The 20,273-nt window shown below is 68.8% G+C and carries 27 protein-coding genes; 2 read left to right on the top strand and 25 right to left on the bottom strand.

The annotated features are described in order from the left end of the window. The first annotated feature begins 7 nt into the window (after window positions 1-7). Window positions 8-568, top strand: a complete 561-nt coding sequence (locus AB0N04_RS11770; protein ID WP_360209058.1) for a Uma2 family endonuclease — start codon at window positions 8-10, stop codon at window positions 566-568. Window positions 569-609: 41 nt separating this feature from the next. Here AB0N04_RS11770 and glmS read toward each other — a convergent pair whose 3' ends face one another. Then, window positions 610-2,466, bottom strand: coding sequence for a glutamine--fructose-6-phosphate transaminase (isomerizing) (gene glmS, locus AB0N04_RS11765; RefSeq protein ID WP_360209060.1), 1,857 nt, complete (start codon window positions 2,464-2,466; stop codon window positions 610-612). Window positions 2,467-2,565: 99 nt separating this feature from the next. Between glmS and coaA the strand changes: the two genes are divergently transcribed. Beyond that, a complete protein-coding gene (gene coaA / locus AB0N04_RS11760) occupies window positions 2,566-3,561 on the top strand; it encodes a type I pantothenate kinase (protein WP_360209062.1) in 996 nt (331 codons plus the stop codon). Window positions 3,562-3,653: 92 nt separating this feature from the next. Here coaA and glmM read toward each other — a convergent pair whose 3' ends face one another. The 24 genes from glmM to rplX form a co-directional block, all read right to left on the bottom strand. Continuing rightward, entirely contained in the window at window positions 3,654-5,018 is a 1,365-nt protein-coding gene (gene glmM, locus AB0N04_RS11755; RefSeq protein ID WP_360209064.1) for a phosphoglucosamine mutase, read from the bottom strand. Between the two features lie 166 nt (window positions 5,019-5,184). Next, window positions 5,185-5,685: a 30S ribosomal protein S9 gene (gene rpsI / locus AB0N04_RS11750; protein ID WP_360209067.1), complete on the bottom strand. Its 501-nt coding sequence runs from the start codon at window positions 5,683-5,685 to the stop codon at window positions 5,185-5,187. Window positions 5,686-5,730: 45 nt separating this feature from the next. Beyond that, a complete protein-coding gene (rplM, locus tag AB0N04_RS11745) occupies window positions 5,731-6,174 on the bottom strand; it encodes a 50S ribosomal protein L13 (protein WP_030055846.1) in 444 nt (147 codons plus the stop codon). Window positions 6,175-6,417: 243 nt separating this feature from the next. Beyond that, window positions 6,418-8,076 carry an ATP-binding cassette domain-containing protein gene (locus tag AB0N04_RS11740; protein WP_360209070.1) on the bottom strand — a complete coding sequence of 553 codons (1,659 nt, stop codon included), beginning with the start codon at window positions 8,074-8,076 and terminating at the stop codon, window positions 6,418-6,420. 41 nt (window positions 8,077-8,117) lie between these two features. Next, window positions 8,118-9,029 carry a tRNA pseudouridine(38-40) synthase TruA gene (gene truA, locus AB0N04_RS11735; RefSeq protein ID WP_363364075.1) on the bottom strand — a complete coding sequence of 304 codons (912 nt, stop codon included), beginning with the start codon at window positions 9,027-9,029 and terminating at the stop codon, window positions 8,118-8,120. 83 nt (window positions 9,030-9,112) lie between these two features. After that, the gene (rplQ, locus tag AB0N04_RS11730; RefSeq protein ID WP_360209075.1) at window positions 9,113-9,592 is read right to left on the bottom strand and encodes a 50S ribosomal protein L17; all 480 of its coding nucleotides are present in this window, start codon (window positions 9,590-9,592) and stop codon (window positions 9,113-9,115) included. A gap of 129 nt (window positions 9,593-9,721) precedes the next feature. Next, window positions 9,722-10,744: a DNA-directed RNA polymerase subunit alpha gene (locus AB0N04_RS11725; RefSeq protein WP_030055844.1), complete on the bottom strand. Its 1,023-nt coding sequence runs from the start codon at window positions 10,742-10,744 to the stop codon at window positions 9,722-9,724. A gap of 131 nt (window positions 10,745-10,875) precedes the next feature. Continuing rightward, on the bottom strand, window positions 10,876-11,283 hold the full coding sequence (gene rpsK, locus AB0N04_RS11720) for a 30S ribosomal protein S11 (RefSeq protein ID WP_030232513.1): 408 nt from the start codon (window positions 11,281-11,283) through the stop codon (window positions 10,876-10,878). Window positions 11,284-11,355: 72 nt separating this feature from the next. Next, entirely contained in the window at window positions 11,356-11,736 is a 381-nt protein-coding gene (rpsM, locus tag AB0N04_RS11715) for a 30S ribosomal protein S13 (protein WP_097237495.1), read from the bottom strand. Window positions 11,737-11,914: 178 nt separating this feature from the next. After that, window positions 11,915-12,028 carry a 50S ribosomal protein L36 gene (gene rpmJ, locus AB0N04_RS11710; protein ID WP_003956441.1) on the bottom strand — a complete coding sequence of 38 codons (114 nt, stop codon included), beginning with the start codon at window positions 12,026-12,028 and terminating at the stop codon, window positions 11,915-11,917. Window positions 12,029-12,061: 33 nt separating this feature from the next. After that, window positions 12,062-12,283, bottom strand: coding sequence for a translation initiation factor IF-1 (infA, locus tag AB0N04_RS11705; RefSeq protein ID WP_003956442.1), 222 nt, complete (start codon window positions 12,281-12,283; stop codon window positions 12,062-12,064). A 180-nt stretch (window positions 12,284-12,463) separates the two neighbouring features. After that, a complete protein-coding gene (gene mscL / locus AB0N04_RS11700) occupies window positions 12,464-12,889 on the bottom strand; it encodes a large conductance mechanosensitive channel protein MscL (protein WP_360209077.1) in 426 nt (141 codons plus the stop codon). A 151-nt stretch (window positions 12,890-13,040) separates the two neighbouring features. Further along, window positions 13,041-13,880 carry a type I methionyl aminopeptidase gene (gene map / locus AB0N04_RS11695; protein WP_360209079.1) on the bottom strand — a complete coding sequence of 280 codons (840 nt, stop codon included), beginning with the start codon at window positions 13,878-13,880 and terminating at the stop codon, window positions 13,041-13,043. A 112-nt stretch (window positions 13,881-13,992) separates the two neighbouring features. Next, window positions 13,993-14,646, bottom strand: coding sequence for an adenylate kinase (locus AB0N04_RS11690; RefSeq protein WP_360209081.1), 654 nt, complete (start codon window positions 14,644-14,646; stop codon window positions 13,993-13,995). After that, window positions 14,646-15,956 carry a preprotein translocase subunit SecY gene (gene secY / locus AB0N04_RS11685; protein WP_360209084.1) on the bottom strand — a complete coding sequence of 437 codons (1,311 nt, stop codon included), beginning with the start codon at window positions 15,954-15,956 and terminating at the stop codon, window positions 14,646-14,648. The genes AB0N04_RS11690 and secY overlap by 1 nt, the downstream gene beginning before the upstream one ends. A gap of 307 nt (window positions 15,957-16,263) precedes the next feature. Next, window positions 16,264-16,719: a 50S ribosomal protein L15 gene (gene rplO / locus AB0N04_RS11680; RefSeq protein ID WP_313767858.1), complete on the bottom strand. Its 456-nt coding sequence runs from the start codon at window positions 16,717-16,719 to the stop codon at window positions 16,264-16,266. After that, complete coding sequence (rpmD, locus tag AB0N04_RS11675) at window positions 16,719-16,901, bottom strand: 50S ribosomal protein L30 (RefSeq protein ID WP_030251557.1); 183 nt, start codon at window positions 16,899-16,901, stop codon at window positions 16,719-16,721. The genes rplO and rpmD overlap by 1 nt, the downstream gene beginning before the upstream one ends. Beyond that, window positions 16,901-17,521: a 30S ribosomal protein S5 gene (gene rpsE / locus AB0N04_RS11670; RefSeq protein WP_350573992.1), complete on the bottom strand. Its 621-nt coding sequence runs from the start codon at window positions 17,519-17,521 to the stop codon at window positions 16,901-16,903. The genes rpmD and rpsE overlap by 1 nt, the downstream gene beginning before the upstream one ends. 48 nt (window positions 17,522-17,569) lie before the next feature. After that, a complete protein-coding gene (gene rplR, locus AB0N04_RS11665) occupies window positions 17,570-17,953 on the bottom strand; it encodes a 50S ribosomal protein L18 (RefSeq protein WP_030232494.1) in 384 nt (127 codons plus the stop codon). Window positions 17,954-17,956: 3 nt separating this feature from the next. Then, window positions 17,957-18,496 (bottom strand): 50S ribosomal protein L6, encoded by a 540-nt coding sequence (rplF, locus tag AB0N04_RS11660; protein WP_360209088.1) that lies wholly within the window; start codon window positions 18,494-18,496, stop codon window positions 17,957-17,959. A gap of 22 nt (window positions 18,497-18,518) precedes the next feature. Further along, on the bottom strand, window positions 18,519-18,926 hold the full coding sequence (gene rpsH / locus AB0N04_RS11655) for a 30S ribosomal protein S8 (protein ID WP_031063036.1): 408 nt from the start codon (window positions 18,924-18,926) through the stop codon (window positions 18,519-18,521). A gap of 268 nt (window positions 18,927-19,194) precedes the next feature. After that, window positions 19,195-19,380 (bottom strand): type Z 30S ribosomal protein S14, encoded by a 186-nt coding sequence (locus AB0N04_RS11650; RefSeq protein ID WP_030055830.1) that lies wholly within the window; start codon window positions 19,378-19,380, stop codon window positions 19,195-19,197. A gap of 4 nt (window positions 19,381-19,384) precedes the next feature. After that, window positions 19,385-19,954, bottom strand: coding sequence for a 50S ribosomal protein L5 (gene rplE / locus AB0N04_RS11645; protein ID WP_030280779.1), 570 nt, complete (start codon window positions 19,952-19,954; stop codon window positions 19,385-19,387). Next, window positions 19,954-20,265: a 50S ribosomal protein L24 gene (gene rplX / locus AB0N04_RS11640; RefSeq protein ID WP_345286354.1), complete on the bottom strand. Its 312-nt coding sequence runs from the start codon at window positions 20,263-20,265 to the stop codon at window positions 19,954-19,956. Before rplX ends, rplE begins: the two co-directional genes overlap by 1 nt. Window positions 20,266-20,273: the final 8 nt, after the last annotated feature.

Here is a 20,273-nt window from a genome sequence, read left to right as displayed (position 1 = left end):
AAGGGCCATGGTCGCCATGCCGGCAATCGAGCACCCGATGGGCGAGGACAACCTCCTCCAGGCGTTCCTGGAGCTGGACACCCCGATGGGCAGCAAGGCCGAGTTCATCGAAGGGGAGATCATCGTGACGCCACCGCCGGACGGAGCCCACGAAACGGCGTTCTCGCTGCTCGCCAGGCAGTTCTTCCGCAAGGCGGCGATCGATCTGGACCTCTCGGGGAACAAGGGTCTGATCGTGTCGCCCAAGAACCGTTTCATTCCCGACGGCACGGTGAGCCCGGTCGGCCACTTCGAGAACGCGGACTCCTGGGCCCCGGCCGGGGGTGTCCTGCTCGTCTTCGAGATCACCTCGACCAACCCGCACAAGGACCGCGAATCCAAGCGCAGGGGCTACGCCACCGCTGAGATCCCCTGCTACCTGCTGATCGACCGCGGCCAGGGCATGGTCACTCTGTTCACCCACCCTCAGGACGGCGACTACGTCACTCGCACCCAGGTCGGGTTCGGCAAGTCGATCGACCTGCCCGCCCCGTTCTCGTTCGCGCTCGACACGGCGCCCCTGCGGTAGGACGCAGCCACCGCAGGGGCGCCGTTGCCGACGAGCGCGTGCTACTCGACGGTGACCGACTTCGCCAGGTTGCGCGGCTGGTCGACCTCGTGGCCCTTGGCCGTGGCCAGCTCGCAGGCGAAGACCTGCAGCGGGACGGTGGAGACCAGCGGCTGCAGCAGCGTCGGGGTGGCCGGGATGCGGATCAGGTGGTCCGCGTACGGGACGACCGCCTCGTCGCCCTCCTCGGCGATGACGATGGTGCGGGCGCCGCGGGCCCGGATCTCCTGGATGTTGGAGACGATCTTGTCGTGCAGGATCGAGCGGCCGCGCGGCGAGGGCACGACCACGACGACCGGCAGGCCCTCCTCGATCAGCGCGATCGGACCGTGCTTGAGCTCGCCCGCCGCGAAGCCCTCGGCGTGCATGTACGCCAGCTCCTTGAGCTTGAGCGCGCCCTCCAGGGCCACCGGGAAGCCGACGTGGCGGCCGAGGAACAGCACCGAGCGGGCGTCGGCCAGGGAGCGGGCCAGCTCGCGCACCGGCTCCATGGTCTCCAGCACCTGCTCCACCTGCTTCGGCGCGTCGCCGAGCTCGCGGATGATGGTGAAGATCTCGTCGCCCCACTTGGTGCCGCGGACCTGGCCCAGGTACAGGGCGACCAGGTAGCAGGCCACCAGCTGGGTCAGGAACGCCTTGGTGGAGGCGACGGCGACCTCGGGGCCGGCGTGCGTGTAGAGCACGGCGTCCGACTCGCGCGGGATGGTGGAGCCGTTGGTGTTGCAGATCGCCAGCACCTTGGCGCCCTGCTCGCGGGCGTGCCGCAGCGCCATCAGCGTGTCCATGGTCTCGCCGGACTGCGAGATGGCGATGACCAGCGTGCCCGGGCCCATGATCGGGTCGCGGTAGCGGAACTCGGACGCGACCTCGACCTCGCAGGGGATGCGGGTCCAGTGCTCGATCGCGTACTTGGCGATCATGCCGGCGTGGAACGCGGTGCCGCAGGCGACGATGACGACCTTGTCGACCGAACGCAGGTCGGCGTCCGAGATGCGCAGCTCGTCGAGGGTGAGCCGGCCGTCGGTGCCGATCCGGCCGAGGAGGGTGTCGGCGACGGCCTTCGGCTGCTCGGCGATCTCCTTGAGCATGAAGTAGTCGTAGCCGCCCTTCTCGGCGGCCGAGGCGTCCCAGTCCACGTGGTACTCGCGCACGTCGGCCGGGGTGCCGTCGAAGTTGGTGACGGTCACGCCCTCCCGGCGCAGCTCGACGACCTGGTCCTGGCCCAGCTCGATCGCCTCGCGGGTGTGCGCGATGAACGCGGCGACGTCGGAGGCGAGGAAGTTCTCGCCCTCGCCGCGCCCGACCACCAGCGGCGAGTTGCGGCGGGCGCCGACGACGACGTCCGGCGCGTCCGCGTGCACGGCCACCAGGGTGAACGCGCCGTCCAGGCGGCGGCAGACCACCCGCATGGCCTCGGCGAGGTCGCCCTGGTAGGCCTCGCCCAGCAGGTGGGCGACGACCTCGGTGTCGGTCTCGGAGCGGAGGGTGTGGCCGCGCTCGGCGATCTCGGCGCGCAGCTGCGCGAAGTTCTCGATGATGCCGTTGTGGACGACGGCGACCCGCAGGTCGTCGTCCAGGTGGGGGTGGGCGTTGGCGTCCGTCGGGCCGCCGTGGGTGGCCCAGCGGGTGTGGCCGATGCCGGTGGTGCCGCCGGGCAGAGGGGTCTCGGCGAGCGACTTCTCCAGGTTGGCGAGCTTGCCGGCCCGCTTGTCGGTGACCAGACTCCACTGCCCGTCGGAGTCCTGCGCCTGCACCGCGACACCGGCCGAGTCGTAGCCCCGGTACTCCAGTCGCTGCAGGCCTGCGATTACTACGTCGAGGGCGGACTGCGCGCCCACGTATCCAACAATTCCGCACATGCGTGCCAGCATAAGGGCGGTTCTGGGGCCCTTTTCCCGCCTTGGGGGAACAGTGCGTGACCGACACCACAACCACCGTGAACGCCGCTACGGCTCACAATGGAGCATGTGCTGACCGAACTCTGTACGCGGGGCGCCACCTCGGCCGGCCCGTCGCCGTCCCCCTACGTGGACCTCAGCCGGGCCGAGTGGAGCGCGCTGCGCGAGCGTACGCCGCTGCCGCTGACCGCCGAGGAGGTGGAGCGGCTGCGCGGACTCGGCACGGCCCTCGACCTGGACGAGGTGCGCGACGTCTACCTGCCGCTGTCCCGGCTGCTCAACCTGTACATCCACGCCACGCACGACCTGCGCGGCGCGCTGGGCACCTTCCTGGACACGCCGGACACCGAGCGCACCCGCACGCCGTTCATCATCGGCGTGGCCGGCTCGGTCGCGGTCGGCAAGTCGACCACCGCCCGTCTGCTGCAGGCCCTGCTCGCCCGCTGGCCCGAGCACCCGCGGGTCGAACTGGTCACCACCGACGGCTTCCTGCTCCCCAACGCCGAGCTGCGCCGCCGCGGCCTGATGGCCCGCAAGGGCTTCCCCGAGTCGTACGACCGCCGGGCGCTGATGCGCTTCGTCGCGGACGTGAAGGCGGGCAAGGACCGCGTCACCGCCCCGGTGTACTCGCACCTGGTGTACGACATCGTGCCGGACGAGCGGCTCACCGTGGAGCGCCCGGACATCCTGATCGTCGAGGGCCTGAACGTCCTGCAGCCGGCGCTGCCCGGCACCGACGGGCGGACCCGGCTGGCGGTGGCCGACTACTTCGACTTCTCGATCTACGTCGACGCCCGCACCGACGACATCGAGCACTGGTACCTGGACCGGTTCCGCAAGCTCCGTCAGACCGCCTTCCAGGACCCGAACTCCTACTTCCGCCGCTTCACCGAGGTGCCGGAGGAGGAGGCGATGGAGTACGGCCGGCAGGTCTGGCGCACCATCAACCGGCCCAACCTGCTGGAGAACGTGCTGCCGACCCGGGGCCGGGCCACCCTGATCCTGCAGAAGGGCTCGGACCACAAGGTCCGCCGGGCACTGCTGCGCAAGCTCTGACGGCCCGCGCCGAGGAGCGCCCGCACCGCGACCAGCCCGAAGGGGCCCCCGCCGACTCGGCGGGGGCCCCTTCGACGTGGGGTGGGACGGGCTCAGCCCAGGTGGGTCCGCACGGCCTCGGCCAGTCGCTGGGCGACGGCCTCCGCCTGCACCGCGTCGGCGGCCTCGACCATGACCCGGACCAGGGGCTCGGTGCCGGACGGGCGCAGCAGCACCCGGCCGGTGGAGCCCAGCTCGGTCTCGGCCTCGGCGACGGCGGCGGCCAGCCCGGTGCTGGTCGCCACCCGGGCCTTGTCGACGCCCTTGACGTTGATCAGCTGCTGCGGCAGCCGGGTCATCACGGCGGCGAGGTCGGCCAGCGGCTGCTTGGTGGCGGCCAGTCGGGCGCCCAGCATGAGGCCGGTCAGGGTGCCGTCGCCGGTGGTGGCGTGGTCGAGCAGGATGACGTGGCCGGACTGCTCGCCGCCCAGCGCGAAGCCGTGCTCCTTCATGGCCTCCAGCACGTAGCGGTCGCCGACGGCGGTCTCCACCAGCTCGATGCCCTCGCGCTGCATCGCCAGCTTGAAGCCCAGGTTGGACATCACGGTGGCGACGGCGGTGTTGCCGCGCAGGGTGCCGGCCTCCTTCATGGCGACGGCCAGGATCGCGATGATCTGGTCGCCGTCCACCTCGTCGCCGTCCGCGTCGGCGGCCAGGCAGCGGTCGGCGTCGCCGTCCAGCGCGATGCCGAGGTCGGCGCGGTGCTCCTTCATGGCGGCGCGCAGCCGGTCCAGGTGGGTGGAGCCGACGCCGTCGTTGATGTTGAGGCCGGTGGGCTCGGCCCCCAGGGTGTGGACGACCTCGGCGCCGGCCCGGGCGAAGGCCTCGGGGGCGACGTAGGCGGCCGCGCCGTGGGCGCCGTCGATGACGACCTTGATGCCGTCGAGGCGGTTGGGCAGCACGCCGATCAGGTGGGCGACGTACTTGTCGAAGCCCTCGGTGTACTCGCGGACCCGGCCGACGGCCGCGCCGGTCGGGCGCTGCCACTCGTCACTGCCGATGGAGTACGTCCGGTAGTGGTTCTCGATCGCGTCCTCGATGCGGTCGTCCAGCTTGTGGCCGCCGCGGGCGAGGAACTTGATGCCGTTGTCGGGCATCGCGTTGTGGCTGGCGGACAGCATCACGCCGAAGTCGGCGCCGAGCGCGCCAGTGAGGTACGCCACGGCCGGGGTGGGCAGGACGCCGACCCGGAGCACGTCGACGCCGGCGCTCGCCAGGCCGGCGATGACGGCGGCCTCCAGGAACTCGCCCGAGGCGCGCGGGTCACGGCCGACCACCGCGACCGGGCGGTGCCCGTCGAAGGCACCGGCCTCGCCCAGCACGTGTGCCGCCGCGACCGACAGCCCGAGCGCCAGCTCGGCCGTCAGGCCCTCGTTCGCCACCCCGCGTACGCCGTCCGTACCGAAGAGTCGTCCCACTGTCCCGTCCTCCATCACCACTGCTCGGAACCCAACCGACCGTCCCCGGCCACCGCACGCCGGCCGGGGAACACGTCGCCCCGGAGTACACGTGGTACTCCGGGGCGACGGTACGCGCAACCAGGGGGGTGCGCCGCCAGGGCGGACCGCACCCCCTGGGACGCGATTAGCGCTTGCTGTACTGCGGCGCCTTGCGGGCCTTCTTGAGACCGGCCTTCTTGCGCTCGACGGCGCGGGCGTCACGGGTCAGGAAGCCGGCCTTCTTCAGCGCGCCGCGGTTGTTGTCCACGTCGGCCTCGTTCAGGGCACGGGCCACGCCGAGGCGCAGCGCGTAGGCCTGGCCGGAGACGCCGCCACCGGTGATGCGGGCGACGACGTCGTAACGGCCGTCAAGCTCGAGGAGCTTGAAGGGCTCGTTCACGGTCTGCTGGTGCACCTTGTTGGGGAAGTAGTTCTCCAGGGTGCGACCGTTGATCTTCCACTGGCCGGTGCCGGGGACGATGCGCACGCGGGCGATCGCCTCCTTGCGACGGCCGAGGCCGGCGCCCGGGGTGGCCTCGCCGAAGCGGCCGGCCAGCGACTCGGAGGTGTAGCTCTCCTCGGAGGTGTACTCGCCCTCGACGTTCTCGTCGAAGTCGACCTCAAGGGTTTCAGTGGTCTCGGCCACGGTGTTCCTCAGCTCTTTTCAGTGTTGGGGGGCTTGGTGGCCGAATTACTGCGCGACCTGGGTGATCTCGAACGGCACCGGCTGCTGGGCAGCGTGGGGGTGCTGGTCGCCCGAGTAGACCTTCAGCTTCGAGAGCATCTGACGGCCCAGGCTGTTCTTGGGGATCATGCCCTTGATGGCCTTCTCGACGGCCTTCTCCGGGTTGTTCGCCAGCAGGTCGTCGTAGCGCACCGAGCGCAGACCGCCCGGGAAGCCCGAGTGGCGGTAGGCCAGCTTCTGGGTCTTCTTGTTACCGGACAGGTGCACCTTGTCGGCGTTGATGATGATGACGAAGTCACCAGTGTCAACGTGCGGCGCGTAGATCGCCTTGTGCTTGCCCCGGAGGAGGTTGGCGGCCTGGGAGGCCAGGCGGCCCAGCACGACGTCGGTCGCGTCGATGACGTGCCACTGACGCTGGACGTCGCCGGGCTTGGGGCTGTACGTACGCACGGTCGTAGCCTTCGCTTTTCAGTGAGTGAGTCCTGACAGGAGCACCTGGTCGGAAGAGCAGCCTGATCACCCTTGGACGCAATTCAAGGGGGACCGCTGGTCGACGACCTGATGTCTCCGGCGTACCGACCTCTCACGTGAGATAGAGCGAGCCAATACGCACATCAAGCGTCCAGGTTACCGGGCGGGCGGGGAGGGGTCAAAAATCGCCGGACCGCGACCGCCCGGAGGCCCTGTCGTCACTCAGCGTTCGCGCTGCACCCGGTTGACGTCCCAGACCGGCTCGGTCGACTCGAAGACCCGGCCGTCCGCCCCGAACACCAGGAAGCGGTCGAAGGTCCTGGCGAACCAGCGGTCGTGGGTGACGCACAGCACGGTGCCCTCGAAGGCCTCCAGCCCGGCCTGCAGCGCCTCGGCGCTCTCCAGGTCCAGGTTGTCGGTCGGCTCGTCGAGCAACAGGGCCGTCACGCCGGAGAGTTCGAGCTTGAGGATCATCAGCCGGGCCTGCTGCCCGCCGGACAGCGACTCGAACTTCTGCTCCTCCTGGCGGTCCAGCTCGTAGCGGCGCAGCGCGCCCATCGCGGCGCCGCGGCTGAGCGCGTGCTCCTCCTCGACGATCGAGCGCACCGTCCGCCCGAACAGCTCGGGGTGGGCGTGGGTCTGCCGGAAGTGGCCGGGGACGACCCGCGCGCCCAGCTTCCAGTCCCCGGTGTGGGCGACCGTGGTGTCGCCGGCCAGCAGCCGCAGCAGGTGCGACTTGCCGGCGCCGTTGGCGCCCAGCACCCCGATCCGCTCGCCGTAGAAGACCTCCAGGTCGAAGGGCTGCATCAGGCCGGTGAGCTCCAGCCGCTCCATGGTGAAGGCGCGCATGCCGGTGCGCCCGCCCTTGAGCCGCATGGTGATGGACTGCTCGCGCGGGGGCTCCTCCGGCCGGCCGGCCTCCTCGAACTTCTTCAGCCGGGTCTGCGCGGCGGCGTAGCGGGTGGCCAGGGCGTGGCTGACCGACGCGGCCTGGCGCAGGGTCACGACCAGCTTCTTGAGCTTGGCGTGTTCCTCGTCCCACCGCCGGCCCAGTTCCTCGAAGCGTGCGAACCGGTCCTTGCGGGCCTCGTGGAAGGAGTCGAAGCCCCCGCCGTGCACCCAGACGCTGCTTCCGGCGGCACCCGACTCGACGCTGATGATCTTCTCCGCGGTGCGGGAGAGCAGCTCGCGGTCGTGTGAGATGTACAACACGGTCTTCGAGGTGGCCTTGATGGCCTCCTCCAACCAGCGCTTGCCGGGGACGTCCAGGTAGTTGTCGGGCTCGTCGAGGAGCAGCACCTCCTCGGGCCCGCGCAGCAGCGTCTCCAGGACGAGCCGCTTCTGCTCACCGCCGGAGAGGGTGTTCAGGCCGCGCCACTGCGCCTTGTCGAAGGGCATGCCGAGGGCCGCCATGGTGCAGACGTCCCAGTCGGTCTCGTAGTCGTAGCCGCCCACGTCGGCCCAGTCGGACAGCGCCTGGGCGTAGGCCATCTGGGTCTTCTCGTCGTCCTGGGCGATCATCGCCAGCTCGGCGGCGTCCACCGCGCGGGCGGCGACGGCGATCCGCTCGGGGGCGACCGACACCAGCAGGTCGCGGACGGAGGCGTCGGCGGGCAGCGCGCCCGGGGTGGCCTGCTGGTCCTCGCGGCCGGTGGTGCCGACGAACTGGCGCATCACGCCGAGCCCGCCGCTGATCGTCACCGAGCCGCCGTGCGGCTGGATGTCCCCCGCGATCATCCGCAGCAGTGTGGTCTTGCCGGCGCCGTTGGCGCCGACCAGCGCGACGGCCGCGCCCTCGCCGACCCGGAAGGACGCGTCGTCGAAAAGCACCCGCCCGTCCGGCAGGTAGTACTCAAGGTGCGAAATCTCGACGTGTCCCATGCGGACGATTGTCCCAAGCCGACGCGCAGGGCCCAAACGGATTACCCGGCGGCGGGCTGTCCGGGCAGCGTGCGCATCCGCCGGGCCTGCCGGTTCCGCTCGGCGAGCAGGTCGTCCGGCGGGTAGCCGACCTCCTCGAGGGTGAGCCCGTACGGCCGGATCACGTTGACCGCGGAGTTGCGCACCCCGCCGGCCAGCACCTCGCCGGGGAACTCCACCGGCCGGTGCCCGTCGCCGACCAGCAGCATCGCGCCGACCAGCGCCCGCACCATGTTGTGGCAGAACGCGTCGGCGCGGACGGTGGCGACCGCGAGGGAGCCCTCCTGGGCTGCGTAGGAGTCCACCGGGACGCGGTCCCAGTGCAGCTCCAGCAGGGTGCGGATGGTGGTGGCGCCCTCGCGCTTCTTGCAGTACGCGGCGAAGTCGTGCTCGCCGAGCAGCAGCTTCGCGGCCTCGTTCATCCGGTCCACGTCCAGCGGCCGGTCGTGCCAGAGCACGTGTCCGCGCAGCAGCGGGTCGACCCCGCCGGGGTGGTCGGCGACCCGGTAGGCGTAGCGGCGCCAGATCGCCGAGAAGCGGGCGTCGAACCCGGCCGGCGCCTCGCCGACCCGATAGATCCGGACGTCCCCGGGCAGCCGGCCGGCGAGCCGGCGCAGCAGCTTCTCCCGGTGGGCCTCCCAGAGCTCGGCCGGGAGGTCCACGTGGGCGACCTGGCCGCGGGCGTGCACCCCGGCGTCGGTGCGGCCGGCCACGGTGAGCGGGAACAGCTCGGGGCTGCGGGTGACGATCTGCAGCGCGGTCTCGATCTCCTCCTGGACCGTCCGCCGGCCGCCCTTCTGGCGGGCCCAGCCGGAGAACTCGGCGCCCTGGTAGGCCAGGTCGAGCCGGACCCGGACGTACCCGTCGGCCGGACCGTCCTTCACCGGCGGCTGCTCGGCGCAATCGTTGACCACTGCTTCTCACGTCTCCCGGGGGATGAGGAACGGGCCCGCTCCCCCACTGCTGGGGAAACGGGCCCGCGGAACACCTGGAGGTGTCAGGCCTGCTCGGCGGCCTCGGCCTCGTCGGCCTTGGTCTCGACGGCGGCGGCCTCGTCGGCCTCCTTGACGGCACGCTTGGTGGCGGCCTCGGCCTCGCCGACCGCGTTCTGCGCGACGGTCAGCGCCTCGACCAGCTCGATCACGGCCATCGGGGCGTTGTCGCCACGACGGGGACCGATCTTGGTGATGCGGGTGTAGCCACCCGGGCGGTTCTCGTAGCGCGGCGCGATCTCGGTGAAGAGGGTGTGCAGCACCGAGATGTCGGTGATCGTCTTGCGCACCAGGCGACGGTTGTGGATGTCGCCCTTCTTCGCCTTGGTGATCAGCTTCTCCGCCAGCGGGCGCATCCGACGGGCCTTGGCCTCGGTCGTGGTGATGCGGCCGTACTGGAACAGCTCCCGGCACAGACCGGCGAGCAGCAGCGGCTCGTGGTGCGGGCCGCCGCCGAGGCGGGCACCCTTGGTGGGACGCGGCATGGAATTACTCCTCGAATCTCCGACTGCGGCCGTACCAGGTACCGCAGCGGGCGTGCGGGCACGGTGCCCGCACGACTTTCACGACGACGGAGGCGGTTCCGGCAGGAACCGCCCCCGCGGTCAAGTCTTTCAGTACTGCTCGGTCTCCGCGTAACCCGCGTCGTCCAGGTCGTCCGCGCCGAAGGCGTCGGCGGCGGCGGTCGGGTCGAACCCGGGCGGGCTGTCCTTGAGGGCCAGGCCCATGCCGGCCAGCTTCGCCTTGACCTCGTCGATCGACTTCGCACCGAAGTTGCGGATGTCGAGCAGGTCGGCCTCGGAGCGGGCGACGAGCTCACCCACGGTGTGGATGCCCTCGCGCTTGAGGCAGTTGTAGGAGCGGACGGTGAGTTCCAGCTCCTCGATCGGCAGCGCCAGGTCGGCGGCCAGGGCGGCGTCCGTCGGGGACGGGCCCATGTCGATGCCCTCGGCGTCGATGTTCAGCTCGCGGGCGAGGCCGAACAGCTCCACCAGGGTCTTGCCCGCCGAGGCCATGGCGTCGCGCGGACGCATGGCGGGCTTGGTCTCGACGTCGACGATCAGCTTGTCGAAGTCGGTCCGCTGCTCGACACGGGTGGCCTCGACCTTGTAGGTGACCTTCAGCACGGGGCTGTAGATCGAGTCGACCGGGATGCGGCCGATCTCCTGGCCGGAGGCCTTGTTCTGGACGGCGGAGACGTAGCCGCGACCGCGCTCGACGGTCAGCTCCATCTCCAGCTTGCCCTTGCCGTTGAGGGTCGCGAGGACCAGCTCCGGGTTGTGCACCTCGACACCCGCCGGCGGGGCGATGTCGGCGGCGGTGACGACACCCGGGCCCTGCTTGCGCAGGTACATCACGACCGGCTCGTCGTGCTCCGAGGAGACGACCAGCTGCTTGATGTTGAGGATGAGGTCGGTCACGTCCTCCTTGACGCCCGGCACGGTGGTGAACTCGTGCAGGACGCCGTCGATGCGGATGCTGGTGACAGCGGCACCCGGGATCGACGACAGGAGCGTGCGGCGCAGGGAGTTGCCGAGGGTGTAGCCGAAGCCCGGCTCCAGCGGCTCGATCACGAACCGCGAGCGGAACTCGTCGACGACCTCTTCGGTCAGCGACGGACGCTGAGCGATAAGCATGGGGGATGTTCCTCCAGTTGTCTTCGGCACCCACTATTTGATGCCGACAGGACCAAGCGTACGGGCTCCCGCGGAGAACGGGAGCCCGTACGAGGTTTCAAAGCAAACCCAGCGTGCCCGAAGGCGCTGCGTCAGACGCGGCGGCGCTTCGGCGGACGGCAGCCGTTGTGCGGGGTGGGGGTGACGTCCTGGATCGAGCCGACCTCGAGGCCGGTGGCCTGGAGCGAACGGATCGCGGTCTCACGGCCGGAGCCCGGACCCTTGACGAAGACGTCGACCTTGCGCATGCCGTGCTCCTGCGCGCGACGGGCAGCGGCCTCGGCGGCCATCTGCGCGGCGAACGGGGTGGACTTGCGCGAGCCCTTGAAGCCGACGTGGCCGGCGGAGGCCCAGGAGATCACGTTGCCCGCGGGGTCGGTGATCGAAACGATGGTGTTGTTGAACGTGCTCTTGATGTGCGCGTGGCCGTGAGCGACGTTCTTCTTTTCCTTGCGGCGGATCTTCTTCGCGCCGGCAGCCTGACGACCCTTGGGGGGCATAAGTCTGTTCTCCTACTGAGGTGGTCGGTCCGCTGACCCGCGGGCCGGAGGGATGTCCGGTTACGGGACGGACTACTTCTTGCCCGGCTTCTTCTTACCGGCGATCGCGCGACGCGGGCCCTTGCGGGTACGCGCGTTGGTGTGGGTGCGCTGGCCGCGGACCGGCAGGCCACGGCGGTGACGCAGACCCTCGTAGCAGCCGATCTCGACCTTGCGGCGGATGTCGGCGGCCACCTCACGGCGGAGGTCACCCTCGACCGTGTAGTTGGCGTCGATGTACTGGCTCAGCTTGACCAGGTCTTCCTCGGAGATGTCGCGAACGCGGACATCCGGGTTGACGCCGGTCTCGGCGAGGGTCTGCTGGGCGCGGGTACGGCCGATGCCGTACACGTAGGTGAGGGCGATCTCGATCCGCTTCTCACGGGGGAGATCAACGCCGGCGAGGCGTGCCATTCAAGGCTCCTGTGGTTCTTCAGAGGTCTTGCGTGCTACCTACTCCTTCATCTCTCGATGAGGGAGCCCCGGCCTCTGACCGGGGGCGGCAGTCCGTCCTTTCCCAAGGTCGGATCGGGTAGCCCGCTTATGACGTTTTCGCGTCGCGCGAAGTACTACGAGAAATGCTGGGGAGAGATCAGCCCTGGCGCTGCTTGTGGCGCAGGTTGTCGCAGATCACCATGACCCGACCGTGACGGCGGATCACCTTGCACTTGTCGCAGATCTTCTTGACGCTCGGCTTGACCTTCATGTTTCAGGTTCTCCGGGTCTAGATCTGACGTTCTTACTTGTAGCGGTAGACGATCCGTCCGCGCGTGAGGTCGTAGGGGCTGAGCTCCACGACGACCCGGTCGTCCGGCAGGATGCGGATGTAGTGCATGCGCATCTTGCCACTGATGTGCGCGAGGACCTTGTGACCGTTCTGCAGCTCGACCTTGAACATCGCGTTCGGAAGAGACTCGATCACGGTGCCCTCGATCTCAATGGCGCCTTGCTTCTTAGCCATGAACTGCGAGATCCACCTTCCGGGACCGGCTACCGTATGCGGAACGCTCGTGCGAACCTGGGTTCACCCCGCCCCCGAGGGGAAGAGGGCGTGCTGAAGCACGCTACGAGTGAGCCGACGGTCCATCCTACGCCAGCGCGTCCGGTGGGCCAAAACGGAGGCCCCGGAAGGCGGTGACCGTCACACCCCGGTCGGAACGGCCAGCGGCTCGACGTGCGCGGTGCAGGCCGAGCAGCGCCGGGCGGCCTGCGGGATCTCGGTCAGGCACTCCGGGCAGGGGCGCTTCGGAGCCTTCGGCTTCTTCGGCAGGTAGCGCGCGGTGGCCTTGGTGACCGGCAGGACGACGCAGAAGTAGAGCACCGCGGCGGTCATCACGAAGGCGATCAGCACGTTGAGGAACTGGCCGTAGGGGAAGGTCACCCCGGCCACGGTCGCCTTGTAGGAGCTGAAGTCGCCGGCCGCGCCGACCACGACGCCGACCAGCGGGGTGAGGAACGCGGAGACGAAGCCGGTCACCACCCCCGTGAACGCGGCGCCGATGACCACACCGACGGCCATGTCGACGACGTTGCCGCGCATCATGAAGTCGCGGAATCCCTTGAGCACTGCTGTCTCCTGCTCGATCGATGCTGCTGAAGCAACTGCCAGCCGATAAAAATAGGACAAAAGCCCTGGAGGTCCAAACCTCCAGGGCTCCGCTCCCCCGTCAGCGACGGGAACCGGCCGCCGGCCCGCGACCGGGCGGCCGGGACGCGCCTCAGCCGAGCGGGTCCGGCGCGGCGGTGACGCCCAGCTTCGCGAGCTCGGCCCGGCCGCCGTCGAAGGCGGTCAGGACCAGCGGGCCCTGCTCGGTGACGGCCACCGAGTGCTCCCAGTGCGAGGCCCAGGTGCCGTCGTTGGTGACGACCGTCCACTCGTCGTCCAGCACCGCGGTGTGCGGGGTGCCCAGCGAGACCATCGGCTCGATCGCCAGCACCGTGCCGGGGACGAGCTTCGGGCCCTTGCCGCGGCCGCGCTCCACGTAGTTCAGCACGTGCGGCTCCATGTGCATCGCGGTGCCGATGCCGTGGCCGCCGTAGCCCTCGGTGATGCCCCACTTGCCCTTCGGCGGCAGCGGCTGGCGCCGGATGAAGCCCTCGATCGCCTTGGAGACGTCGACCAGGCGGTTGGTCTTCTTCATCTGCGCGATGCCGGCCCACATCGAGCCCTCGGTCACCCGGCTCAGCATCTCGACCTCGGGGCGGACCTCGCCGACCGCGACGGTGATCGCCGCGTCGCCGTGCCAGCCGTCCAGGATGGCCCCGCAGTCGATCGAGATGAGGTCGCCCTCCTGGAGCACCCGCTCGCCGGGGATGCCGTGCACGACCTCGTTGTTCACCGAGGCGCAGATCACCCCGGGGAACCAGAGGCCGCCGTGGTGGGCGCGGAAGTTCGAGGTGGCGCCGTGGTCGGTGATGACCTTGTCCGCGACGTCGTTGAGCTCCTGGGTGGTCACCCCCGGAGCGACCGCCTCGCGGCAGGCCTTGAGGGCCTCGGCGACGACCAGCCCGGCCGCTCGCATCTTCGCGATCTGCTCGGGGGTCTTGATCTCCACCATCTGGTCACGCCTTCCAAGTCCGGATTACCACTGCTACCACCGTACGACGCCGAAAACGGCCGGGCCGCCCGCTCAAGGGGCGACCCGGCCGTACGTACGTCGCTGAGAGAACTCAGCCCTGCTGCTTCAGCGCCTCGATCGCGCGCTGGGTGACCTCGTCCACCTTGCCGAGGGCCGGGATCGTCGCGACCAGGCCCTGCTGGGCGTAGTAGTCGATGATCGGCTCGGTCTCCGTGTGGTAGACCTCCAGGCGGGTGCGCACCTTGTCCTCGGTGTCGTCCGAGCGCTGGTACAGCTCGCCGCCGCACTCGTCGCAGACGCCGTCGGCCTTCGGCGGGTTGTAGTCCACGTGGAAGACGTGGCCGCCGTCGTTGCGGCACAGCCGGCGGCCGGCGATCCGGCGGACGACCTCGTCCTCGGGGACCTCCAGGTCCAGCACGCCGTCCAGGACGATGCCCTGCTCGGCGAGGAACTCGTCCAGCGCCTTGGCCTGGCCCAGGTTGCGGGGGAAGCCGTCGAGCAGGAAGCCGTTGGCGGCGTCCTCCTGGAGCATGCGGTCCTTGGCCATCCCGATGGTGACCTCGTCCGGAACCAGCCGGCCCGCGTCCATGTAGCTCTTGGCCTCGAGCCCCAGCGGGGTGCCCTGGCCGATGTTGGCGCGGAAGAGGTCGCCGGTGGAGATGTGGGGAATGGACAGGGTCTTGGCGAGCAGGTGCGCCTGAGTACCCTTCCCGGCCCCGGGAGGACCAACGAGGACGATACGCATCAGCGGAGGAACCCTTCGTAATTGCGCTGCTGGAGCTGGCTCTCGATCTGCTTCACAGTTTCGAGTCCGACGCCGACGACGATGAGCACGCTGGTGCCGCCGAACGGGAAGTTGGTCTGCTGTCCGAAGGCGACCAGGGCGATCATCGGGATCAACGCGATCAGGCCCAGGTAGAGCGAACCCGGCCACGTGATTCGGGTCAGCACGTAGTTCAGGTACTCGGCCGTCGGTCGGCCGGCCCGGATGCCCGGGATGAACCCACCATACTTCTTCATATTGTCGGCAACTTCTTCGGGGTTGAAGGAGATGGCGACGTAGAAGAAGGCGAAGAAGACGATCAGCAGGAAGTAGGTGGCCATGTAGATCGGGTGGTCACCCTTGACGAAGTTCGTCCGGATCCACGTGGCCCAGCCGGCCTGGCTGTTGGTCAGCTGGACGACCAGGGCGGGGATGTACAGCAGCGACGAGGCGAAGATGACCGGGATGACACCGGCCTGGTTCACCTTGAGCGGGATGTACGTCGAGGTGCCGCCGAACGCCCGGCGGCCGATCATCCGCTTCGCGTACTGCACCGGGATCCGGCGCTGGGCCTGCTCGACGAAGATGACCAGGCTCACAACGATGATGCCGACCGCGACCACGGACAGGAACTCGACCCAGCCGCCGCCGATGGTGCCGGACTGCTTGATCGCCCACATCGAGGACGGGAACTGCGCCGCGATCGAGGTGAAGATCAGCAGCGACATGCCGTTGCCGATGCCGCGGTCGGTGATCAGCTCGCCCAGCCACATGATGACCGTGGTGCCGGCCGTCATCGTGATCACCATGACCGCGATCCGGAACACGCTGGTGTCCGGGACGATCTGGTTGTTCACGGGGCAGCCGGAGAAGAGCGCGCCGCTGGAGGCCGTCGCCACGATGCCGGTGCCCTGGAGCACGGCGAGCGCGATGGTCAGGTAGCGGGTGTACTGGGTGATCTTCGCCTGGCCGGCCTGGCCCTCCTTCTTCAGCGCCTCGAGCCGCGGGATCACGACGGTGAGGAGCTGGAGGATGATGCTCGCGGTGATGTACGGCATGATGCCGAGCGCGAAGATCGTCAGCTGGAGGAGCGCGCCGCCGCTGAACAGGTTGACGAGTCCGAAGAGGCCGGTGTTCTTGGCTTCCTTCACACACTCGTTCACGGCCGTGAAGCTCACGCCGGGGATCGGGATGTGCGAGCCCAGCCGGAACAGCACCATGATGCCCAGCGTGAACAGCAGCTTCTTGCGCAGGTCGGGCGTCTGGAACGCCCGCGCGAACGCACTGAGCACGGTGCCTCCTGCGCCTCCCGCACGTCGTCGGCGGGAGGGTCGGTCCTGAATGGGGAGTTTGCGGGTCGGGCTCCCGTACAGACGGCACAGGCGAGCCTACGCGCAGCCTACAAGGGAACTCCACGGACTCTAACAGTGCGCAGCCACTCGAAAGAAGCGCGTACCGCCCCTCCCCCACTCACGGGGTACGGGATGCCCGGTTTTGCCACACAAAAGAACGAGGGCCCCGGAAGAAGGAATCCCCGGGAAAAAGAACGAGCCCCGCACCTCCCGAAGGAGATGCGGGGCTCGCATCAGGTCAGCGCGCTCAGACGAGCTCGGTGACGGTACCGCCGGCGGCGGTGATCTTCTCGGCGGCGGAGCCGGAGACGGCGTCGACCGTCACCTGCAGCGCGACCGAGATCTCGCCGGTGCCGAGCACCTTGACGAGGGAGTTCTTACGAACCGCGCCCTTGGCGACCAGGTCCTCGACGGTGACCTCTCCACCCTGCGGGTAGAGCTCGGCCAGCTTGTCGAGGTTGACGACCTGGAACGTGATCTTGAACGGGTTCTTGAAGCCCTTCAGCTTCGGCAGGCGCATGTGGAGGGGCATCTGGCCACCCTCGAAGCGCTGCGGAACCTGGTAGCGGGCCTTGGTGCCCTTGGTGCCACGACCGGCGGTCTTACCCTTGGAGCCCTCACCACGACCCACGCGGATCTTCTCGGTCTTGGCACCCGGGGCGGGACGCAGGTTGTGGATCTTGATCGGGTTGTCGCCCATGATCAGTCCACCTCCTCAACCGTCACCAGGTGACGGACCGTCTGGGCCATCCCGCGGATCTCGGGACGGTCCTCCTTCACCACGACGTCGTGCATGCGCTTGAGACCAAGCGAACGCAGGGTGTCACGGTGATTCTGCTTGCTGCCGATGTACGACTTGGTCTGCGTGATCTTCAGGCGAGCCATCAGGCGCTCACCCCTGCAGCGCGGGCCCGCAGCAGCGCGGCCGGGGCCACGTCCTCCAGCGGGAGGCCACGACGGGCGGCGATCTCCTCGGGGCGCACGAGGCCCTTCAGAGCGGCCACCGTGGCGTGCACGATGTTGATCGCGTTGTCCGAGCCGAGCGACTTCGACAGGATGTCGTGGATGCCGGCGCACTCCAGGACGGCGCGCACCGGACCACCGGCGATAACACCGGTACCGGGGGCGGCGGGCTTCAGCAGCACGACGCCGGCGGCCTTCTCACCCTGGATGGGGTGCGGAATGGTGCCCTGGATACGGGGGACCTTGAAGAAGTTCTTCTTGGCCTCCTCAACACCCTTGGCGATGGCGGCCGGAACCTCCTTCGCCTTCCCGTAACCAACACCCACGGTGCCCTCGCCATCGCCCACCACGACCAGCGCGGTGAAGGAGAAGCGACGACCACCCTTGACAACCTTGGCGACACGGTTGATCGCGACGACGCGCTCGACGTAAGCGGTCTTCTCGACGGCGGGGGCGTTGCCCCGGTCGTCACGCTTACGGTCGCGCCGCTCGCCACCGGTGCCGCCGCCGGCGCCGCTACCGCGGCGCTGGGGTCCAGCCATTGGAATTACCTCTCTCGATTACGTCCGCCGACAGAGTCGACGAGCGGCTTAGAAGTCGAGCCCGGCCTCACGGGCCGCGTCCGCCAGGGCGGCGATGCGGCCGGCGTACCGGTTGCCCGCGCGGTCGAACACGACCGCCTCGATGCCGGCGGCCTTGGCGCGCTCGGCGACCAGGCTCCCGACCTTCTTGGCCAGCTCGGTCTTGTCGCCCTCGGCGCCCTTGATGGACACGTCGAGGGTGGACGCCGACGCCAGGGTGTGACCCTTGGCGTCGTCGATGACCTGGGCGACCATGTGACGGTTCGAGCGCGTCACAACGAGACGCGGACGCACCTCGGTGCCGACGACGCGCTTGCGAACGCGGATCGCGCGGCGCTTGCGAGCGGCGCTCTTGTAGGCGTTGCCCTTGCCGATCTTGACAGAGACGCTCATCGCTTACTTACCACTCTTTCCGACCTTGCGGCGGATGACCTCGCCCGCGTACTTGACGCCCTTGGCCTTGTACGGGTCGGGCTTGCGCAGCTTGCGGATCTTCGCGGCGACCTCGCCGACCTTCTGCTTGTCGATGCCGTCCACGTGGAACTTGGTGGGCGACTCGACGACGAAGGAGATGCCCTCCGGCGCGGGGACCAGGATGGGGTGGCTGTAGCCGAGCTGGAACTCCATGTCGGAGCCCTTCGCAGCGACTCGGTAGCCGACACCGCTGATCTCCAGCGACTTGCGGTAGCCCGCGGTCACGCCGGTGATCATGTTCGCCACCAGCGTGCGGGTCAGGCCGTGCAGGGCCTTCGAGCGACGCTCGTCGTTCGGGCGGGTGACGAGCACGATGCCGTCCTCGCCCTTGCCGATCTCGATCGGCTCGGCGACGACGTGGGTGAGGGTGCCCTTGGGGCCCTTCACCGAGACCGCCTGGCCATCGATGGTGACGTCCACGCCAGCGGGGACCTGGATGGGCAGCCGTCCAATGCGCGACATTGCTGTACCTCCGTTTCCCGAATTACCAGACGTAGGCGAGAACTTCTCCGCCTACGCCCTTCTTGGCGGCCTGCTTGTCGGTCAGGAGGCCGGACGACGTGGAGATGATGGCCACGCCCAGGCCGCCGAGAACCTTCGGCAGGTTGGTGGACTTTGCGTAAACGCGCAGACCCGGCTTGCTGATCCGCTTGATGCCGGCGATCGAGCGCTCACGGTTGGGGCCGAACTTGAGCTCGATGGTCAGCTTCTTGCCGACCTCGCCCTCGACGGGCTCCTCAACCTTGTAGGAGGAGATGTACCCCTCCTGCTGCAGGATCTGGGCGACGTGCGCCTTGATCTTGCTGGCCGGCATCGCCACGGAGTCGTGGTACGCCGAGTTCGCGTTACGCAGACGCGTGAGCATGTCTGCGATGGGGTCGGTCATGGTCATGATGGCCTCAGGCCTCTCTCGCCGTGGTTTCTCCGCACCAGGTCCCCCCGCCGCACTCTTCCGAGTGCGTCAGGGGCACAAGCGCAGGGGACCTACGACGTAGTAAGACTGGGTGCGAGCCCTCCCAGAAGAGGACCACGGACAACCATGGGGAAGCCGTGGCAGGGGGCCCGACCCCACAACCTTACGGGATTCCGTAAGGAGGCCCAAAACGAGCCGGTGTGGGATCGGGCACCTCTGCTTCGCTAGCGGTGCCTAGGGCTCTGGATTACCAGGAGCTCTTGGTCACGCCCGGCAGCTCGCCGCGGTGCGCCATCTCGCGGAGGCACACACGGCACAGGCCGAACTTGCGGTACACCGAGTGCGGACGGCCGCAGCGCTGGCACCGGGTGTAGGCCCGGACGCCGAACTTCGGCTTGCGCTCGGACTTCGCGATGAGGGACTTCTTCGCCATTGGCTCACGCCTCCTTGAACGGGAAGCCCAGAGCGCGCAGGAGCGCCCGGCCCTCGTCGTCGGTCTGAGCGGTGGTCACGACGGTGATGTCCATACCGCGCTGACGGTCGACCTTGTCCTGGTCGATCTCGTGGAACATAACCTGCTCGGTCAGACCGAAGGTGTAGTTGCCACGGCCGTCGAACTGCTTCGGGGAGAGGCCACGGAAGTCACGGATACGCGGCAGGGCCAGCGACACCAGACGGTCCAGGAACTCCCACATGCGGTCACCACGGAGGGTGACGTGCGTGCCGATCGGCTGGCCCTCGCGCAGCTTGAACTGCGCGATGGACTTGCGAGCCTTGGTCACGGCCGGCTTCTGACCGGTGATCGCGGTCAGGTCGCGGATCGCGCCCTCGATCAGCTTGCTGTCACGGGCGGCCTCGCCGACACCCATGTTGACCACGACCTTGACCAGGCCGGGGATCAGCATGACGTTCTCGTACGAGAACTGCTCCTGCAGCTGGCCCTTGATCTCGGAGTTGTAACGCTCCTTGAGGCGGGGGGCCACCTTCTCAACAGTCGTCTCAGACATCAGATGTCCTCACCGGTTCGCTTGGCAACGCGGATCTTGTTGCCCTCGTCGTCGAAGCGGTAGCCAACGCGGGTGACGACCTTCTTGCCGTCCTTCTCCACGACCAGCTGGACGTTGGAGACGTGAACCGGGGCCTCGACGGTGACGATGCCACCCTGGGTGCCCGGACCCGGCTTGGTGTGCTTCTTGACCCGGTTCACACCCTCGACCAGGACCTTGTTCTCAGCGGGGATGGCCTGGATGACCTTGCCCTGCTTGCCCTTGTCCTTGCCGGTGATGACCTGAACCAGGTCACCCTTCTTGATCTTCATGCTGTTCG

The organism is Kitasatospora sp. NPDC051702 (genome assembly GCF_040681575.1).
Classification (GTDB): Bacteria; Actinomycetota; Actinomycetes; order Streptomycetales; family Streptomycetaceae; genus Kitasatospora.
This window is presented reverse-complemented; position numbering and strand designations above follow the sequence as displayed.

What these genes read in the sequence shown, in the direction of transcription:
- rplQ (WP_360209075.1), bottom strand. Translation starts at nt 9,592, where the DNA reads ATGCCGCGTCCCACCAAGGGTGCCCGCCTCGGCGGCGGCCCGCACCAC.
- AB0N04_RS11690 (WP_360209081.1), bottom strand. Translation starts at nt 14,646, where the DNA reads ATGCGTATCGTCCTCGTTGGTCCTCCCGGGGCCGGGAAGGGTACTCAG.
- rpmJ (WP_003956441.1), bottom strand. Translation starts at nt 12,028, where the DNA reads ATGAAGGTCAAGCCGAGCGTCAAGAAGATCTGCGACAAGTGCAAGGTG.
- AB0N04_RS11725 (WP_030055844.1), bottom strand. Translation starts at nt 10,744, where the DNA reads ATGCTTATCGCTCAGCGTCCGTCGCTGACCGAAGAGGTCGTCGACGAG.
- infA (WP_003956442.1), bottom strand. Translation starts at nt 12,283, where the DNA reads ATGGCTAAGAAGCAAGGCGCCATTGAGATCGAGGGCACCGTGATCGAG.
- rpsE (WP_350573992.1), bottom strand. Translation starts at nt 17,521, where the DNA reads ATGGCTGGACCCCAGCGCCGCGGTAGCGGCGCCGGCGGCGGCACCGGT.
- rpsH (WP_031063036.1), bottom strand. Translation starts at nt 18,926, where the DNA reads ATGACCATGACCGACCCCATCGCAGACATGCTCACGCGTCTGCGTAAC.
- rpsM (WP_097237495.1), bottom strand. Translation starts at nt 11,736, where the DNA reads ATGGCACGCCTCGCCGGCGTTGATCTCCCCCGTGAGAAGCGGATCGAG.
- rplF (WP_360209088.1), bottom strand. Translation starts at nt 18,496, where the DNA reads ATGTCGCGCATTGGACGGCTGCCCATCCAGGTCCCCGCTGGCGTGGAC.
- rplX (WP_345286354.1), bottom strand. Translation starts at nt 20,265, where the DNA reads ATGAAGATCAAGAAGGGTGACCTGGTTCAGGTCATCACCGGCAAGGAC.
- map (WP_360209079.1), bottom strand. Translation starts at nt 13,880, where the DNA reads ATGGTGGAGATCAAGACCCCCGAGCAGATCGCGAAGATGCGAGCGGCC.
- rplR (WP_030232494.1), bottom strand. Translation starts at nt 17,953, where the DNA reads ATGAGCGTCTCTGTCAAGATCGGCAAGGGCAACGCCTACAAGAGCGCC.
- glmS (WP_360209060.1), bottom strand. Translation starts at nt 2,466, where the DNA reads ATGTGCGGAATTGTTGGATACGTGGGCGCGCAGTCCGCCCTCGACGTA.
- AB0N04_RS11650 (WP_030055830.1), bottom strand. Translation starts at nt 19,380, where the DNA reads ATGGCGAAGAAGTCCCTCATCGCGAAGTCCGAGCGCAAGCCGAAGTTC.
- AB0N04_RS11740 (WP_360209070.1), bottom strand. Translation starts at nt 8,076, where the DNA reads ATGGGACACGTCGAGATTTCGCACCTTGAGTACTACCTGCCGGACGGG.
- coaA (WP_360209062.1), top strand. Translation starts at nt 2,566, where the DNA reads ATGGAGCATGTGCTGACCGAACTCTGTACGCGGGGCGCCACCTCGGCC.
- rplE (WP_030280779.1), bottom strand. Translation starts at nt 19,954, where the DNA reads ATGTCTGAGACGACTGTTGAGAAGGTGGCCCCCCGCCTCAAGGAGCGT.
- AB0N04_RS11770 (WP_360209058.1), top strand. Translation starts at nt 8, where the DNA reads ATGGTCGCCATGCCGGCAATCGAGCACCCGATGGGCGAGGACAACCTC.
- rpsK (WP_030232513.1), bottom strand. Translation starts at nt 11,283, where the DNA reads ATGCCCCCCAAGGGTCGTCAGGCTGCCGGCGCGAAGAAGATCCGCCGC.
- rpmD (WP_030251557.1), bottom strand. Translation starts at nt 16,901, where the DNA reads ATGGCTCGCCTGAAGATCACGCAGACCAAGTCGTACATCGGCAGCAAG.